The 15,967-nt window shown below is 62.8% G+C and carries 15 protein-coding genes; 8 read left to right on the forward strand and 7 right to left on the reverse strand.

The genetic code is table 11. The features are described from left to right. Position 1 precedes the first annotated feature (1 nt). Complete coding sequence (locus tag GPL20_RS19465) at positions 2–1,537, reverse strand: hypothetical protein (RefSeq protein ID WP_157331113.1); 1,536 nt, start codon at positions 1,535–1,537, stop codon at positions 2–4. A gap of 20 nt (positions 1,538–1,557) precedes the next feature. Further along, the gene (locus GPL20_RS19470) at positions 1,558–1,902 is read right to left on the reverse strand and encodes a hypothetical protein (protein WP_157331114.1); all 345 of its coding nucleotides are present in this window, start codon (positions 1,900–1,902) and stop codon (positions 1,558–1,560) included. 470 nt (positions 1,903–2,372) lie between these two features. On the opposite strand from GPL20_RS19470, the gene GPL20_RS19475 reads away from it, so the two are divergent. Together GPL20_RS19475 and GPL20_RS19480 are read left to right on the forward strand one after the other, a co-directional pair. Next, positions 2,373–3,380 carry a class I SAM-dependent methyltransferase gene (locus tag GPL20_RS19475; protein WP_157331115.1) on the forward strand — a complete coding sequence of 336 codons (1,008 nt, stop codon included), beginning with the start codon at positions 2,373–2,375 and terminating at the stop codon, positions 3,378–3,380. 250 nt (positions 3,381–3,630) lie between these two features. Further along, positions 3,631–3,975, forward strand: a complete 345-nt coding sequence (locus GPL20_RS19480; protein WP_157331116.1) for a YciI family protein — start codon at positions 3,631–3,633, stop codon at positions 3,973–3,975. Positions 3,976–4,180: 205 nt separating this feature from the next. Here the strand turns inward: GPL20_RS19480 and GPL20_RS19485 are convergent, their stop codons facing one another. From GPL20_RS19485 to GPL20_RS19505, 5 genes are all read right to left on the reverse strand, one after another. Then, on the reverse strand, positions 4,181–4,585 hold the full coding sequence (locus GPL20_RS19485) for a VOC family protein (RefSeq protein WP_157331117.1): 405 nt from the start codon (positions 4,583–4,585) through the stop codon (positions 4,181–4,183). Between the two features lie 343 nt (positions 4,586–4,928). Then, complete coding sequence (locus GPL20_RS19490) at positions 4,929–5,642, reverse strand: ABC transporter ATP-binding protein (RefSeq protein ID WP_212470554.1); 714 nt, start codon at positions 5,640–5,642, stop codon at positions 4,929–4,931. Continuing rightward, entirely contained in the window at positions 5,639–7,408 is a 1,770-nt protein-coding gene (locus GPL20_RS19495; RefSeq protein ID WP_157331118.1) for a branched-chain amino acid ABC transporter ATP-binding protein/permease, read from the reverse strand. Before GPL20_RS19495 ends, GPL20_RS19490 begins: the two co-directional genes overlap by 4 nt. Continuing rightward, a complete protein-coding gene (locus tag GPL20_RS19500; RefSeq protein WP_157331119.1) occupies positions 7,405–8,448 on the reverse strand; it encodes a branched-chain amino acid ABC transporter permease in 1,044 nt (347 codons plus the stop codon). Before GPL20_RS19500 ends, GPL20_RS19495 begins: the two co-directional genes overlap by 4 nt. A gap of 34 nt (positions 8,449–8,482) precedes the next feature. Then, entirely contained in the window at positions 8,483–9,631 is a 1,149-nt protein-coding gene (locus tag GPL20_RS19505) for an ABC transporter substrate-binding protein (RefSeq protein ID WP_157331120.1), read from the reverse strand. Between the two features lie 619 nt (positions 9,632–10,250). Between GPL20_RS19505 and GPL20_RS19510 the strand changes: the two genes are divergently transcribed. From GPL20_RS19510 to GPL20_RS19535, 6 genes are read left to right on the forward strand one after another with little or no spacing between them, the layout of a single operon-like run. Continuing rightward, positions 10,251–11,033 (forward strand): aspartate/glutamate racemase family protein, encoded by a 783-nt coding sequence (locus tag GPL20_RS19510; protein ID WP_157331121.1) that lies wholly within the window; start codon positions 10,251–10,253, stop codon positions 11,031–11,033. 35 nt (positions 11,034–11,068) lie between these two features. Beyond that, positions 11,069–11,497 carry an Ohr family peroxiredoxin gene (locus GPL20_RS19515; RefSeq protein WP_157331122.1) on the forward strand — a complete coding sequence of 143 codons (429 nt, stop codon included), beginning with the start codon at positions 11,069–11,071 and terminating at the stop codon, positions 11,495–11,497. A 12-nt stretch (positions 11,498–11,509) separates the two neighbouring features. After that, positions 11,510–12,688 (forward strand): thiolase family protein, encoded by a 1,179-nt coding sequence (locus GPL20_RS19520; protein WP_254125568.1) that lies wholly within the window; start codon positions 11,510–11,512, stop codon positions 12,686–12,688. Continuing rightward, positions 12,685–13,926, forward strand: coding sequence for an SDR family NAD(P)-dependent oxidoreductase (locus tag GPL20_RS19525; protein WP_157331123.1), 1,242 nt, complete (start codon positions 12,685–12,687; stop codon positions 13,924–13,926). The genes GPL20_RS19520 and GPL20_RS19525 overlap by 4 nt, the downstream gene beginning before the upstream one ends. 34 nt (positions 13,927–13,960) lie before the next feature. Next, positions 13,961–14,743, forward strand: a complete 783-nt coding sequence (locus GPL20_RS19530; RefSeq protein ID WP_167533109.1) for a cyclase family protein — start codon at positions 13,961–13,963, stop codon at positions 14,741–14,743. Positions 14,744–14,803: 60 nt separating this feature from the next. Beyond that, the gene (locus tag GPL20_RS19535; RefSeq protein ID WP_157331125.1) at positions 14,804–15,961 is read left to right on the forward strand and encodes an ABC transporter substrate-binding protein; all 1,158 of its coding nucleotides are present in this window, start codon (positions 14,804–14,806) and stop codon (positions 15,959–15,961) included. Positions 15,962–15,967: the final 6 nt, after the last annotated feature.

The raw sequence follows: 15,967 nt of genomic DNA on the forward strand, positions 1-15,967 counted from the left end.
CCTAACCTTGAAGAGACCTGATAATCCTATCCCGACTGGTTTTAATTTCCGAGAACCGCTCGCGAAGAATGTCAGGAGTGCCCCACAGGTCCATCTCGTCCACTGTGTCCCAAAATGTAGCTGTATCGCCAAAATGAGAATACGTGCCAATGGGGGTGCTGAGAAGCCGATCAAGTTCGGGTTCACGCGTATTTCGGGCTACACTAACGTAATCAATGGCGTGCAGGCTCGCTTGTGTGAGCATGTTGCCCATCGGGGCAATGCTCTCGGTGACTCGCTTCAGCTTATCGGCATTTCGTTTTCTTAGCTTCGGCATGCCCACGATTTCTGGAGAGTCAATCATTGTATCAATGAGCGTGCCCAAGCGGATGGCCGTGTAGGAGGTAAATCGGTTGAACACCGTCAGTCGTTCAATTTTGTCCGCTGAGTCGCGTAACCCGCTTAACGAAAGAGCTTTGCCAACGATCTGACAGGCCAGAAGGTACATGAGTGACAGCGCCACCTCGGAAAAAAATGCAATTATGTCAGGCTGCCCCTTCCTTTCTCTACGTCCAGCGTCAACGCAAACTTCCCAGATGAGTTTTGTCGCGACGTGGTCGGCCAGCATTTCGGATCTCAGGTCCTTCACCCACGACGGTATCTTTTGCCTAAACTCATCAACCAGACATCCCGGATAGACGGCGTCAGCTTTTCCGCGTGCGACGTCGGCTGCATGGAGGCCTTTATAATCTCTCTCGGATGATCGGGCAGAATTCTCGAGCTCCGTGCATGCCGCCGCGTGAGAAACTCGCTTATAATCCCAAATCTGGGGTATCAACTCCGGCTCCGCACGGTGACCCAGCTCATGTGCGAACGCAAAATACCAAAGCGGATAATAGAACGCTGGCGTTTGGACGGAATGCCAACGGATCTGCACAAACCCATCGGCCATCGGCCGACCTTGGACGAACGGGTCGTATAGAGCGTGATTTCGCGCAGCGGCGAAACAGGCGACGGCCGCCACGAGCTCTCCTGCGTGCAGCAAATGGTCCGCCATGAGACGGAGGCAAATGCGCCGGAACTGATCGCCGATATCGAAGCCAGGAATATGAGTCGAGCCGCCGAGGTAAAGCGAAGCCACATGGCTAAATAGCTGAGCGTAGACGGCCGCCCGCGCGCTATAGCACACGGGTACAGGCTCGCCATTGCCGCTTTTGATCGTGAAGTGTGCCGGTAGACCGCCATCCGCCCGGTAGACCGAGAACTTGCAACTAGTAACCGATTTGGCGGATTGGATTATCGCTGCCAGGTCCCGCTTGAAAGTGGGGCCGTTGGTTGCGGCTATCGGGGTCAAGCCTGCTAACTCGAAGTCATGGGACGATGCCGTGACCTGAGCGACGTGCTTTGATTTAACTTTGTGAGCGATGCAGGCTAGATCCAAATCATATTTCGGATCAATGGCTGTGGTGGGAAAATATCCGTCGAGACTCAGCTCAACCGGCGGTTTCCCCGAAAACAGCTTAGCAAGGCTGCAGCCGCCTCTGAATCGCATGATCATGCCCCGTTCGACAGGTCATACTATTTTTTCGGGGGAGGCGCCTTTTGGTTCATCTCCCGCATTATCTTTGCCAGTCCATCAGCGTCGAGTTCCTTCGCCGTGATCGACGTTCCGTTGATGGATATGCCGCGTATCTCGCCGGGCCTGCGACGTCTGATAAGCGCCATGATGATCCCCGAGACCGCGGGAATGGCAATAGGAGCGATCTGCACAGCTAAATTCACCAACTGCGCCCCCTCACCATCCCATTGCTCAATTTCTCCGCTTTTGGTGCGCGTATTTGCGACCTTGTCGAGTTCAGTATGAAGCTCCTCAACGGCACTTTGCTCGCCTTCGAGGACAACCGTCACAAGCTCATCGGCCATTGGCTCTCTCCTGGAAAACTTGCATGCGCCGATATTCTACTGGAAGTTGATACTCTGGACCATCCAGATTTGGAAATCTAGTTGTCGATTCTTCGATGTTCCCGCCGAACGCGTGATGTCGCGCGAGCGTCGCGGCCATCGTCCTTGGTCCGTTCGCACCCCGTAAGCCGACGTCAAGGCGTGGAAACAGAGCGGGAGCTAAGGGCTTAATAGGCGACGTGGGCGACGGAGGCCTCAGGGAACCGGAACAACCCTGCGCAGGAGACAGGTGGACTATAAAATCGTGACTGGCTGGTTTCGGTTTAATCGGGATGAGCGGCCGCTCCCAGGATATGCGCTTTCGCGCCGCAGCTTGGCCTATCTCCGCTTTTCGCTGCCGCGCTCGCCGCTTTGCCAGCCTTCATTCGAATGATGACGAGACAGTCGAACTCAACCACTCTCCACCAAAACGCTGAATGGGGTCAGGATAGATGAGCACCTGTCCAGCATGCGGCAATGCATCAACCGCCAAATTGTTCGAAGTGACGGCGGATCAGGCTTCTCGATCCTTCGTTAATCCGCGCCAGTATCCGGACCGCTCTCGAAAATTGACAGGCCACCTGTCGCTTCTGTGGGGCCGCGACACGTGCGATATCCGTAAGTGCCCGGATTGCGGATTTGGCTTTGCAGATCCGTTCGTCGCGGGTGGCGCTGAATTTTATAACCTGGCCGCGCCACACCCTTCCTATCCAGCCATGAAATGGGAGTATGCAAGGACAATCGAAGAGCTGCGTGGCCTGAGCACTGCTGGAAAAACTGCGATCGATGTAGGGGCGGGGTTCGGCTATTTTCTCGATCTCATCAAGGACAACTGCTTTCACGCGTCCGATATCTACGCAGTCGACTACAACGAAACAGCGCAATTGGCATTGCAATCCAAAGGCTACAAGACCTTTTCGGGTGATCTTCGCGAGGATGACTTCATCCCCATGAGAGGGGCCTTCGACATCATCTTCATGTTTCAGGTGTTCGAGCACATGGACCGAGTGGATGACGTCTTCGCTCGATTGAAATACCTTCTCAAGGCGCAAGGCTCTGTCTTCATAGCCGTGCCAAACGAAATCCGAACGTATTATATGGAGTGCCATGAATCGCTCATAGACATGCCACCGAACCATATTGGCCGCTGGACGAAAGAAGCGTTTGATTCCATTTGCCGCCGACATGGCCTGCGATTGAGCATTTGCGAACGAGAACCATTCAAGCTCCTGAAGTTCCTCCGGGAAGACATCGTGGACAGCTTTTTGCGCAGGGCGGAGAAACCGGGCAGCTTCTGTGAGTTCGTGCGTGGCCTGCCGCGAAGCAAAGCGCAGCGAATTGGGCAGGCCGTGATCGCACTTGCGCTTTCACCATTACGCTTGCCGGCATGGACCTACGCGGTCGGGAACAGATCGACACTGGGAAGTGCGCTCTGGGTGAAGATCGACAAAGTCTCATGAGGGCTGCGAAGGTGATCAGCTGATCGTTGCGAGGTCATCCAAATGGGCGCCCCGAGGCGCGCATCCAGGAGGTCCGCAATGGGTCCAAGGGCTGCCTTCGGCTGCTCGCATGATGCTGTTCGGCCGACCTCCCGAAAGCCGACTTCGCAGCCCTCTGAGTGAAGGTCCGCCGGGGTCATAAGCGGAATACGCCAAACACCGATGATCTGGGGTAGTATGTTCTCCTAGCCGCAGATAATAGGAAGGTCACATGACGCACTACATTATCTACTTCAACCAGCAATGGGTCGGTGATCACTCCGAAGAGTGGTTTCAGTCTCGCGGACCGTTGGCTAGGGCAGTCGTGGCCGAGATGAAGGAAGCGGGCGTGCTCATCTTCGCCGCGGGAGTAGATGAAGATCTGAGCAAGGCTTTCAGTGCCAATAACATCAGCGGCGAACTGCAGTTTGGCGAAGGTCGGTATTCCAACGCCCCGGAGTATCTCGGTGGCTTCACGGTCGTTGATGTCTCCGAGCAAGAATCGGCGAAGTTTTGGGCCGGCAAGCTCGCAATCGCTTGTGGCTGGCCGCAAGAGATTCGGCCACTCCATGTGTGACGGCTGCAGGATGTGAGTCCGAACCTACGCCGAGGTCGACGGCTGAACGTCTCGCGTCGTTCATGATGCCTGGCTTGGGGCAACCTTCGGAAAAATGCCTGAGTAGCCTTAGCCCGTATGGGCACTAGCTTCGCCTAAGCCCATTGCCGAATAGGTGCGACGGCAATGGGTCAAGGGCTGCCTTCGGCTGCGATCCAGCCGCCGGTCAGGACCGAACCGGCTGCCCGATTCCAAGAAGGTTGCCTTCGCTGTCGTGGAACCAGGCGCCTCGCTCACCGATACCCTTGCTGGCGTAATTCCCGGCTATCTCGGCGATCCCGTCAACGGTCTTCAGGCCGGGCAGGTCATATTCCTCGAACGCGACGCCCCGCGCGCGAAGTTCGCGCACCGTTGCCTCGATGTCCTCAACTTCCCAGCCCATCTGCGTGTGCGTGCCAGATTGCACTCCGGCCGAAACGAATATTGCAAACTCGCCACTTGCGCAGACGTAGCGCAGTCCACCTTCGCGTTGTTCGACCGGCTCGAGCCCGAGTTTCTCGGAATAGAATGCCCGCGCCCGATCGAGGTCCTTGGCTGGAAGACGGGTGGCCACCTTCGCTTTCCCTAGCATTCTTCTCTCCTTCCCACAGCAAATGGATTGCAAAGCTTGCGCCGTTACGTGCGCCGGCCGTCGTACAACGTTGAAGCCGCCGTCTGGTGTGACGAGGCAGGACCGCGCCTGGCGGTTCACATCGGAGATCTCAGATGTCCGAGTTGGCCGCGAAGCCATAGGATCCAAGGACGGCGCGATGATGACACTATGCCACTGTTTTGCCCGACGGATCAAGCAGATTTCGTAAAATCCGTAGTTGTCCAGTGTTAAGCCATTGATATCGCTGGCGCGGGCTACTGTGCATGGGGTTGTTTTCGAATATTCTTGTTGTGCGGCTCGCCGGGCCTGATCCGGCCCGGTGTCAGTGTCCGCCGAGATAGGCCGTGATCAGCCGGGGATCGTGGATGAGATCCTTGGCTGGACCTGACTGCACGATCTCGCCGGTCTCCAGCACATAGCCGTAATCTGCCGTCTCCAGCGCGGCGCGCGCGTTCTGCTCGACCAGCAGGATCGACACGCCGAGATCGCGCAGCGAGGCGATAGTGCGAAAAATCTCGCGCACGATCAGCGGTGCAAGGCCGAGGCTCGGCTCGTCCAGCATCAGCAGTTTTGGCTTGGCCATCAGCGCGCGTCCGAGCGCCAGCATCTGGCGTTCGCCGCCGGAGAGCGTGCCGGCCGCCTGACGCTGCCGCTCCTTCAGGCGCGGGAAGCGATCGTAGACCTCGTCCAGCGTCTTCTGCACGCCCGAGCGGTCGCGCAGGCTGTAGGAGCCGAGCAGGAGATTGTCGGCGACCGACATGTCGGAGAACAGCTCGCGCTTTTCCGGAACGAGGCAGAGCCGGCGCTCGACGCGATCCTCGACCGACATCTTGCCGATATCGCCGCCCTGGAAGACCATGCGGCCGCGCGAGGCGAGCAGGCCGATGGCCGCCATCAGCAGCGTGGTCTTGCCGGCGCCGTTGGGGCCGATGACGGTGACGATCTGTCCTTCTTCGACCGACAGCGACACGTTGCGGACCGCTTCGACATTGTCGTAGCAGACGGTGACGTCTCGCATGGAAAACATCTCGCTCACGCGACGCCTCCGAGATAGGCCTCTTGAACCCGCTCGTCGCTGCGGATCGCCGCTGGCGCGCCCTCGCAGAGCTTGGATCCGAAATCGAGCACGACGATGCGATCGACCAGCGACATCACGAATTCCATGTCGTGCTCGACGATCAGGATCGTCAGATGGTCCGCCCGTAGCGACCTCAGGAGTTCGGCAAGCCGCAGCTTCTCCTGGCGGCGCAGGCCCGCCGCCGGCTCGTCGAGCACGAGCAGCGTCGGGTCCGCAGCAAGCGCGCGTGCGATCTCGAGGATGCGCTGATTGCCGAGCGGCAGATTGCCGGCGAGCTCGAACGGCTTGTCGCCGAGCCCGACGCGTTCGAGCTGCATCAAGGCCTCGTGCCGGGCGCTGGCTTCCTCGCGCTGGTTGAGGCGGAACGCGCCGGCAAGCAGGCCTGCGCCTGTGCGGGCATAGGTGCCGAGCATCACGTTTTCCAGCAAGCTCATGCGCGGCCTGAGCTTCACATGCTGGAAGGTCCGCGCGATGCCCGCCTTGGCGATGCGCGATTGCGCCTCGCGCGTGATCGGCCGTCCCGTGAAGACGATCTCGCCCTTGTTGACCCTGAGCGCGCCGGTCAGGCAGTTGAACATCGTGCTCTTGCCGGCGCCGTTCGGTCCGATGACGGCGAGGATCTCGCCCGACCGCACCTCAAAGCTGACATTGTTGACGGCGATCAGGCCGCCGAACCGCCGCTCGGCGCCGTCGACTTTCAGCAGGAGCTCGCCCGGCGCGGGCTGCGCACGGCGGGGCAGGGGCGGGGCGGGCTGCGGCCGCTCGCGCTGGAGCTTCGGCAAATAGCGCGCGACGAAGGGCACGATGCCCTGCCGTGCCCATTGCAGAAAGAGGATGAACAGCGCGGAGAAGGCGACGATCTCGAGCTGACCGGAGGCGCCCTTGGCGATCAGCGGCAGATAGTCCTGCACGCTGTTCTTGAGCAGGGTGACGATGGCGGCGCCGACGACACCGCCGAGCAGGCTGCCGGCGCCGCCGACCATCGACATCATCAGATATTCGATGCCCATGCCGGCATCGAACGGACCCGGGCTGATGAAGCGGCTCATATGGGCGTAGAGCCAGCCCGAGAGCGAGGCCAGGAAAGCCGCGATCACGAAGGTCACGAGCTTGATCTGGAACGCGTTGATGCCGAGGCTCTCGACCAGCGTGTTGCCGCCGCGAAGCGCCCGCATGGCGCGGCCGATGCGGGAGTCCAGCAGGTTGTAGCCGAGGAACAGCACGGCGGCGACGATGCCCCAGATCAGGAAATAGATCTGTGCGCTCGTGACCAGCGCGAACGAGCCGAAGCTGATCGGCGGGATCGAGGAGATGCCGTTGAAGCGTCCCAGCCCCTCGACATTGCCGAACAGGAAACCGATGGCGAGGCCCCAGGCGACGGTCGACAGCGACAGGAAATGGCCCTGAAGCCGCAGCGTGACGACGCCGAGGATCGCGGCGACCCCGCAAGTCAGCGCCACGCCGAACACGAGGCCAAGCCATGGCGAATAGCCGTTGAGGGCCGACACCCATGCCGTCGCATAGGCCGCGACGCCGACGAATGCGGCCTGTCCGAACGACACGATGCCGCCGACGCCGGTCAGCAGCGCGAGCCCGATGGCGACGAGCGAATAGATGCCGATATAGTTCATCAGCGTGATGCTGAACGGGCTGAGCACGAAGGGCGCCAGCGCAAGGCACACCACCGCGGCCAGCGCGGCAAGCTGAACATGAAAGCGCGTCATTCCTCGATCTCCTCCTCGGAATGCAGCGAAGCGAGGGATCGCCAGATCAGGATCGGGATCAGGAGCGAGAACACGATGACATCCTTCAGCGCGCTGCTCTCGAAGGATGCGAAGCTTTCGAGGATGCCGACGCCGACCGCACCGATCGCGGCCCCGGGATAGCTGGTCATGCCGCCGACGATGGCGCCGACGAACGCCTTGAGGCCGATCAGGAAGCCGGAGTCATAGAACACCGTGTTGACAGGCGCGATCAGGATGCCCGAGACGCCGGCCATCAGCGAGCCGAGCAGATAGGCGATCGTTCCGGCGCGCGCGGGCCGGATTCCCATCAGCCGCGATCCGGTGCGGTTGACCGCGGTGGCGCGCAGGGATTTGCCGACCAGCGTGAAGTCGAAGAAGAGATAGAGCAGGCCGCTGAAGACCAGCGCCGCGATCACGATCAGCATGGTCTGACCCGAGATCAGCACGCCGGCGAACTCGGTCGAGAGCGACGTCAGCGGCTCGGTCCTGACGCCCTCGGGTCCGAAGAACAGGAGGCCGAGGCCGACCAGCGCGAAGTGCAATGCGACGGAGACGGTCAGCAGCAGCAGCACCGTTCCGTCGGCGATCGGGCGGAAGACGATCCGATCCAGCAGCGGGGAGATGGGCGTGATCAGCATCAGCGCCAGCACGAGCCGGATGGCGAGGGGCGGGTCCATTCGCATGACAAGCCAGGCGGCGCCGACCACGGCCAGGGGAAGCACGAGGTAGAAGAGAAGCGCGCGCGGCAGGAGGCGAAGCTCGCTGGCGCGCAGGAGCGAGATGATTTCGATCAGGGTCGCAAGACAGGCCAGGATCACGACCAGCGCTCCGGTGCCCGGAAAGCGCTTGGCGTCGAGCGCTGCAAGCGTGAGCGCGGTGAATGCGGCGATGTCGCCAAAGGGAATGAAGATGACCCGCGTCACCGTGAAAATGAGGACCGTTCCGATCGCCACCAGCGCATAGACTGCGCCGGTGGCGATCCCGTCGATCGCAAGAATGGCTGCGATGTCGCTCGTCATTGAGACGCCGTTCCCCCGTTCTGACTGTCTGCGCTTACGGCGTGTACTTCCAGGCGCCGCCGGTGAGGCGCACCACGACCAGCGAGCGCTCGTCGACACCGGTCACGGCGCCCGGCTTGAAATTGTAGACGGCATGCACGCCCGGCAGCTCCTTGGTGCTGAGGATCGCATCGCGCAGCGCCGTGCGGAATTCGGCGGTACCGGGCTTTGCGCTCTTCAGCGCGCGCTCGGCGGCGTTGGCGAAGATCAGCCAGGCGTCGAACGAGTAGGCGGAGAAGCCGTCGGTGGTCGGAATGTTGTGGGTCTTCTGGTAGACCGCGCGGAAATCCAGCGCGATCTTCTTGGCGAAGTGCTCGTCGGGAAGCTGCTCGGCCACGATCACCGGGCCGGCGGAGACCTGGATGCCTTCGGCCGCCTTGCCGCCGACGTTCACGAAGTCCGGGTTGACCAGTGCCACCGTGCCGTAGGTGTTTCCCTTGAAGCCGCGCTCGGCGAGGCTGAGAAGCGGCAGGGCGCCCTGCGTGCCCGAACCGCCGTCGAGCACGGCGTCGGGACGCGCGGCCATGACCTTGAGGATCTGCGCGGTCACCGAGGTGTCGGTGCGGGCATAACGTTCGTTGGTCTGCAGCTTGATCTCGCCGGCAGCTTCCGCCGCCTTGGCGCCGTTGTAGACGAGGTCGCCCCACGCATCCGAGAAGCCGATATAGCCGATGTTCTTCATGCCATCGCGCTTCATGCGATCGGCGACGATCTTGACGAGGAGGGAGGCCGGCTGCGGCACCGAGACGACCCATTGCTCCGGCGATTCCGGCAGCTTGCCGATCGGCGAGACCGCGATCATCGGCACCTTCAATTCGCTCGCCACCGCCGCCATGGCGATGGTCGACGGCGCCGTGGCGGTCCCGATCAACAGGTCGACCTTCTCTTCTTCCACCAGCTTGCGCGCGTTGCGGGTGGCGGCCGACGGATCGGAGCCGTCGTCGAGCTGGATCAGGCGGACGGTCTCGCCGTTGATCGTCTTCTTGTATTCGTAGGCGGCATTGATGCCGCGCCCGTAGGGAATGCCGATCGACGAACCGTTGCCGCTCAGCGACGTGACGAAGCCGATGGTGATGTCGGCCTGCGCAGCCGGCGCTGCCAGGACGCCGGCAGCGAGTGCGAGGAAGCTCAGAGTCTTTCGCATGTGCGTTCTCCTCCGTTGATGCTGGATACGAATGACTGCCAACCGGGCAGCGAGCCCGGGTACAAACCGATCGAAAGTATTGTTGCAGCGCCAAACGCAGGGCGCGGCCGAAGAGAGTTCGCTCGGCCGGGCGTCAGCAACCATGGCGAGGCGTGCCGCTCAAATCACGGGCCCATCGGCGGAAACCGGCGGGCGCCTCTCGATGTGACGGAAAGTGATTGCCGCAGTCGCGATGCGCGACCGGAGATGCTGCTGCCGGCTCTTCAAGCCCGACGACTGTCCACACGATCGAGTCCCTCAAAATCGGTGCCCTGCAACATCATTGTCTTGGCCAGCGGCCGCAGCCGGTGGAGGATTACTTAAAGCCTAAAGTATTTCTGGCGGGGCCGTCAACACGTGTCACGGCGCCGTCAGAAAAAAATGTTGTTGCATACAATTCCATCAGAGTTCGCCATTTCCTTGATCTCTTCAGCTCGCCGAAAGGGCGTTCTCGCTGCGGTGCGAGAGCGCCCTTCGCAGGTGCTGCTGCGCACATTTGACGGGTCAATTAGTTTATGGTTGAAATATATCGTGGCAGCCGACGACCGATCCGCCGATGGACCGTTCGAGGAGAAGGACGATGCGCATCTTCTGGCAGAGCTTCGTTGATGCGAGCGTGAACGCGCCCTACATGGCGCTGCTGACAAAATACCTCAACACGATCGCGGCGCCCGGCACGACGGTGCATGTCGAAGGGATTTCGCCGCCGGACCGCGAGTTCGGACGGCTCGCCGAACTGCGCTGCGCGGTCCAGGCCATCGACAATGGCATCGCGGCCGAGGAGAGTGGGTTCGACGCCTTCGTCATGGGACATTTCCAGGATCCCGGCCTCTACGAGCTTCGTTCGACGCTCGCCATTCCCGTGATCGGGACCGGCGAGGCGACGCTGCTTGCGGCATCGCAGCTTGGCCGGCGCCTGGGTCTCGTCACGCTCGATCCCGTCTTCGAAGTCTGGCACTACGAGCAGGCCGAACGTTACGGCCTCGGTGACCGCGTCGTTCACGTGACCGGCATGGGCTGCAAGCCCGAGGATTTTGCCGATGCGTTCGCAGGCGATGAAGCGGCACAGGCCCGCATGATCAGGGATTTCGTCGCCTGCGCGCTGCCGCTGACGGAGCGGGGCGCCGATGTGGTGATTCCGGCCGGCGTTCTTCCCGGCCTCTTGATTGGACGCGAGCACGGCCTGAAGGTCGGGCATGCCCCTGTCGTCAATTGTGCAGCCGTGGCGCTCAAGAGCGCCGAGATGTGGGTGCAGCTCAGGCGGCTCAATGGCACCGAGCCCAGCCGCGGGCCGAGCTTCAGTCGCGCCAGCGATCTGGCCCGCAGTGACTTTCGCGCCATGCTCGCACGCAACAAGCGTTAGGGCCGGGCGCAGCGCCGAGTTCTGGAGAACGAGACATGATGACACCCGAGAAGATCCTGTACGAGACCGAGGTGACGGCCACCGGTGGCCGCGACGGCAAGGCGGCGAGCGCGGATGGTCTGCTATCGGTCTCGCTGTCCTTGCCGAAATCGATGGGCGGCCCCGGCGGCGAGGGGACCAATCCGGAGCAGCTCTTTGCGGCCGGCTATGCCGCGTGCTTTCTTGGCGCGGTCAAGCTGGTGGCGCGCACCCGGAAGGTCGTGCCGTCCGCCGAGCCGTCCGTGACGGCGAAGGTCGCGATGGGACCGGTCGCGGTCGGCTATGCACTCGCCGTCGACTTGAAGGTCAGTCTGCCCGGGGTCGAGAAAGCCGTCGCCGAGGAAGTCGTCGCCGGTGCGCATGAGCGTTGTCCCTATTCGAACGCGACACGCGGCAATATCGACGTCAGGCTGACGGTGAGCTGAGGCGGGCGACCGGTGACGAACTCCCAGCGCACACCCTACGACGGCATCGTGATGGCGGCTCCCGTCACGATTCCCTATGTGCGCTATTCCATCGAGAGTGCGCAATGGTGGATCGGCCGCGCGCTCGGCGCGCTCGTGGCCCAGGCCGGCATCAAGGCCTCCGATATCGACGGCCTCTGCGTCTCGAGCTTCACCATGGGCACCGACAGCGGCATCGGGCTCACGCAGCATTTCGGTCTCTGCGTGCGCTGGCTCGACACGATCCCGCTCGGCGGTGCCAGCGCCATTGCAGGCTTGCGAAAGGCTGCGCGCGCCGTCCAGGCCCGTGACGCCGACATCGTCGCCTGCGTGGCGGGCGACACCAACCATGTCGATTCCTTCCGCCTGACGCTCGAGAATTTCTCGCGCTTCAACCAGGACGCCGTCTACCCCTACGGCGCGGGCGGCGCCAACGCGAGCTTCGCGCTGATTGCGCGCAACTACATGCGGACCTTCGGCGTCTCGCGCGAGGACGTCGGCAGGATCGCGGTCGCCCAGCGCGCCAATGCGCTGCGCAATCCGCACGCCCTGATGAAAACGCCGCTGACGCTCGAGCAATATCTGGCGGCCCGGCCGATTTCCGATCCGATCCACCTCTTCGATTGCGTGATGCCCTGCGCCGGCGCAGAAGCCTTTCTGGTGATGCGCGAGGAGACCGCTGCATCGCTCGGGCTGCCCGCGGCCCGACTGCTATCGACGATCGAGCGGCACAACGCCTTTGCCGACGATCCGATGCAGGTGCGCGGTGGCTGGGCGATGGACGTCGGCGAGCTCTATGCCATGGCCGCCGTGAATCCCGACGATCTCGACATCGTCCAGACTTACGATGACTATCCCGTCATCACGATGATGCAGTTCGAGGATCTCGGCTTCTGCAGGAAAGGTGAGGGCGCGGAATTCGTCCGCGCGCACGATCTCACCATCGACGGCGACTTCCCGCACAATACCTCTGGCGGGCAGCTCTCCGTCGGGCAGGCTGGTGCCGCCGGTGCCTATCTCGGCCTCGTCGAGGGGCTGCGGCAGGTGCTGGGAGCCGCGGGCCCCACGCAGGTCAGGAATGCGCGCCTCGGCTTGGCCTCCGGGTTCGGTATGATCAATTATGACCGTGGACTCGCTTCGGGTGCCGCGATCTTTGCAGGGCCGTCACGATGATCGAGCCGATCAAGCCGCCCCGGCGCAAAAACCCGCTGCTGCGGACGCGGCTTCCCGCGTCGCCACCGAGGCCGCGCAGCCGGACATCGCACGGGTTCACGCGGGCGGCCGCCGAGGGGCGTTTCATGCTCCAGCGCTGCGAGGCCTGCGGCGCTTTCGCTTATCCGGCGCGGGAAGCTTGCCCGTCCTGCCTGTCGCCTGACCTCGCATTCGCGGACGCTCCGCGTGGCGGCGTGCTTCTGGCCGAGACGACAGCGCGTGTGCCGAGCGACGTCTATTTCCGCGAACGGGTGCCGTGGCGGATCGGGCTCGTCAAGATGGACTGCGGCCCGACGATCGTCGCGCACCTCCATACCGACTGCGTCGAGGGCGCGCCGGTCCGCATGTCGCTTCAACTCGACAAGAGCGGTCAGGCAGTGACCTTTGCCCGACCCGAGGGGGAGACTCCCAACATGGCAGACGACAGGCAGTGGCGGGAAATGACGGCCGATCCGAAATTCAGGCGGGTGCTCGTTACCAACGGCCGCAGCGTGATCGGCCAGGAAGCCGTCGTCGCCTTGAAGGCCGCGGGCGCGAAGACCGTGTTCGTTGGCGTGGCCGAACCCTGGCGGCCGTTTGCCGGTGAAGATCTGCTGCGCCGGCAGGAGGGCGTTGAGGTCGTCACGCTCGATGCGGCCGACGAAAAATCTGCTGCCGATCTTGCGGCCGACATCGGCGGCAAGGTGGAAATCCTCGTCAATACGACGGAATATGTGCGAGCGGGTGGCCTGCTCGACCGCAAGGGGACGAGCATCGCGCGGGACGAGATCGACCAGGCCTATCTCGGCTTCATCAATCTTGCACAGGCCTTCGGGCCCGCCATGCGGATGCGCGGCGCCGACGGCATCAACAACAGCGTCGCTTGGGTCAACATTCTGTCGGTCTATGCGCTTGCGAACTGGCCGGCCTTTGGCGCCTACTCGGCCTCGCAGGCCGCGTGCCTGTCGCTGTCGCACTGCCTTCGCGCGGAGCTGAGGCCGGGCGGCATCAAGGTCATGAATCTCTTCACCGGGCCCGTCGACACCGAATGGTTCCAGACCGTGCCGCCGCCGAAGGTCGCGCCGCGCGCGGTCGCGCAGGCGATCGTGTCGGGGCTGAAAAACGGGCTCGAAGAGATGTATGTCGGAGACGTTGCCGAAGAGATCCGGCAGCGTCTCGCGGCCAATCCGAAAGCGCTCGAGCGCGAGCTCGACAGGTGAAGGACGGATTTCAACCAAGCCGGAGGACGTGACAATGCAAAGCAAGAATCTCCTGGAGCTGGCCGGTGCGATTTCTTCCGGCGCGGTGCGCGTCGTCGATCTGACCTTCACGCTCAGTCCGGATTTTCCGGTCATCGTGCTGCCGCCGGAATTCGGCCAGGCGGCGCCGGTGCGCATCCAGGAGATCTCGCGATACGATGGTCGTGGTCCCGCCTGGTACTGGAACAACGTGACGTTTGGTGAACACACCGGCACGCATTTCGATGCGCCGATCCACTGGTTCACCGGCAAGGATCTGCCGAACAACGCCGTCGACACGATGCCGGCCAAGGACATGATCGCTCCGGCCTGCGTCATCGACTGCTCCGCGGAAGCGGCGCAGGATCCCGACTTCGTGCTGACGGTGCCGATCGTCGAGGCCTGGGAAGGCAAGCATGGACGCATTCCCGCGCGTCACTGGGTCCTGCTGCGCACCGACTGGTCGAAGAAGGGCTGGCGCGACTATTCCAACCTCAGGGATGACGGCGCGCACACACCGGGCCCGAACCCGGCCGTGATGAAGTGGCTGGTGGAGGAGCGCGGCATCATCGGTTTCGGCACCGAGACCATCGGCACCGATGCCGGGCAGGCCGGACATTTCGAGCCGCCTTATCCCGCGCATCACTTCCTGCACGGCGCCGGCCGCTACGGCCTGCAATGCCTTTGCAACCTCGACCAGCTTCCCGCCACCGGCGCCGTCATCGTGGCCTCGCCCCTGAAGATCCAGAACGGCTCCGGCAGTCCGCTCCGGGTCATCGCGCTGGTTGGGTCGAACTAACCAAGCGTGACGCTCGCCGAACGAGACAAGAGAAGAAGCCACTCCCGAAAGACAGGTGCCATGAACTTGATGAAGAGCCTATTGGCCTCCACCGTGCTGCTCATTGCCGTGCCAGAGATCGCGCAGGCGGACATTCTCGTCGGCTTCGTGACCGGCCTCAGCGGACCGGTGTCGTCGATCGGGATTCCGAACGGGAAGGGGATCGCGGCGGGCCAAGCCTATATCGGCGAGGTTGGTGGCGAGAAGCTTCGCCTGATTCAGCTCGACGATGGCTCCGATCCGACGGCGTCGGCGCGCAATGCGCGCAAGCTCGTCGAGCAGGAGAAGGTCGACGTTCTCATCGGCACGTCGGGAGCGCCTCAGACGCTGGCGATGGCGACCGCGGCGATCGAGATGAAGATCCCGATGATCGCGGTGTCCCCGATCGCGCCGGTACCGGCCGGCGATGGCGGTCCCTGGGTCGTGCAGACGCCGCAGCCGACGCCGCTGCTCGTCCAGGGCATCGTCGATCACATGAAGGCGCACCGGCTGAAAACCGTGGCCTTCATCGGGTTCTCCGATGCGTTCGGCGACCTCATGTACACCTCGCTCGAGCAGAGCGCGAAGGCGGCCGACATCAAGGTCATCGCGAACGAACGATATGCGCGATCGGATTCCTCGGTGACCGCGCAGGTGCTGCGCGCGCTCGCGGCGCGCCCCGACGCCATCATGCTCGGCGGCACCGGTACGCCCGGCGCGTTGCCGGTCATCGCCCTGTCCGAACGCGGATATAAGGGACCGCTCTACGGCAATCACGGCCTCATCAGCGCCGATTTCCTGCGTCTTGCCGGCAAGGCTGCCAACGGCATCATCTGCCCGACCGGGCCGGTCACCGCGGCCGAGCAGCTTCCAGCCGCCAATCCAATCCAGAAGGTGGCGCTGGATTTCCGGGCCGCCTTCGAGAAGGCGAATGGCGAGGTCCCGACGGATTCGTTCTCGTCATACTCCTTTGACGGCTGGCTGGTGTTCGTCGATGCAGCCAAACGCGCCATGGCATCCGGCGCCAAGGCAGGTACCCCGGAATTCCGTACCGCGCTGCGCGAGGCGCTGTTCACCACCAAGGACGTGGTGGGGACCCAGGGCATCTACACCTATACGCCGGCGGATCGGCACGGCGTCGACACCCGTGCGCGCGTTCTGGTTCAGATCGAAGACGGCAAGTACAAGCTGCTGCCGTGAGCGAGG

The organism is Bradyrhizobium cajani (assembly GCF_009759665.1).
GTDB lineage: Bacteria > Pseudomonadota > Alphaproteobacteria > Rhizobiales > Xanthobacteraceae > Bradyrhizobium > Bradyrhizobium cajani.

What these genes read in the sequence shown, in the direction of transcription:
- GPL20_RS19465 (WP_157331113.1), bottom strand. Translation starts at nt 1,537, where the DNA reads ATGATCATGCGATTCAGAGGCGGCTGCAGCCTTGCTAAGCTGTTTTCG.
- GPL20_RS19470 (WP_157331114.1), bottom strand. Translation starts at nt 1,902, where the DNA reads ATGGCCGATGAGCTTGTGACGGTTGTCCTCGAAGGCGAGCAAAGTGCC.
- GPL20_RS19475 (WP_157331115.1), top strand. Translation starts at nt 2,373, where the DNA reads ATGAGCACCTGTCCAGCATGCGGCAATGCATCAACCGCCAAATTGTTC.
- GPL20_RS19480 (WP_157331116.1), top strand. Translation starts at nt 3,631, where the DNA reads ATGACGCACTACATTATCTACTTCAACCAGCAATGGGTCGGTGATCAC.
- GPL20_RS19485 (WP_157331117.1), bottom strand. Translation starts at nt 4,585, where the DNA reads ATGCTAGGGAAAGCGAAGGTGGCCACCCGTCTTCCAGCCAAGGACCTC.
- GPL20_RS19495 (WP_157331118.1), bottom strand. Translation starts at nt 7,408, where the DNA reads ATGACGCGCTTTCATGTTCAGCTTGCCGCGCTGGCCGCGGTGGTGTGC.
- GPL20_RS19500 (WP_157331119.1), bottom strand. Translation starts at nt 8,448, where the DNA reads ATGACGAGCGACATCGCAGCCATTCTTGCGATCGACGGGATCGCCACC.
- GPL20_RS19505 (WP_157331120.1), bottom strand. Translation starts at nt 9,631, where the DNA reads ATGCGAAAGACTCTGAGCTTCCTCGCACTCGCTGCCGGCGTCCTGGCA.
- GPL20_RS19510 (WP_157331121.1), top strand. Translation starts at nt 10,251, where the DNA reads ATGCGCATCTTCTGGCAGAGCTTCGTTGATGCGAGCGTGAACGCGCCC.
- GPL20_RS19515 (WP_157331122.1), top strand. Translation starts at nt 11,069, where the DNA reads ATGATGACACCCGAGAAGATCCTGTACGAGACCGAGGTGACGGCCACC.
- GPL20_RS19525 (WP_157331123.1), top strand. Translation starts at nt 12,685, where the DNA reads ATGATCGAGCCGATCAAGCCGCCCCGGCGCAAAAACCCGCTGCTGCGG.
- GPL20_RS19530 (WP_167533109.1), top strand. Translation starts at nt 13,961, where the DNA reads ATGCAAAGCAAGAATCTCCTGGAGCTGGCCGGTGCGATTTCTTCCGGC.
- GPL20_RS19535 (WP_157331125.1), top strand. Translation starts at nt 14,804, where the DNA reads ATGAACTTGATGAAGAGCCTATTGGCCTCCACCGTGCTGCTCATTGCC.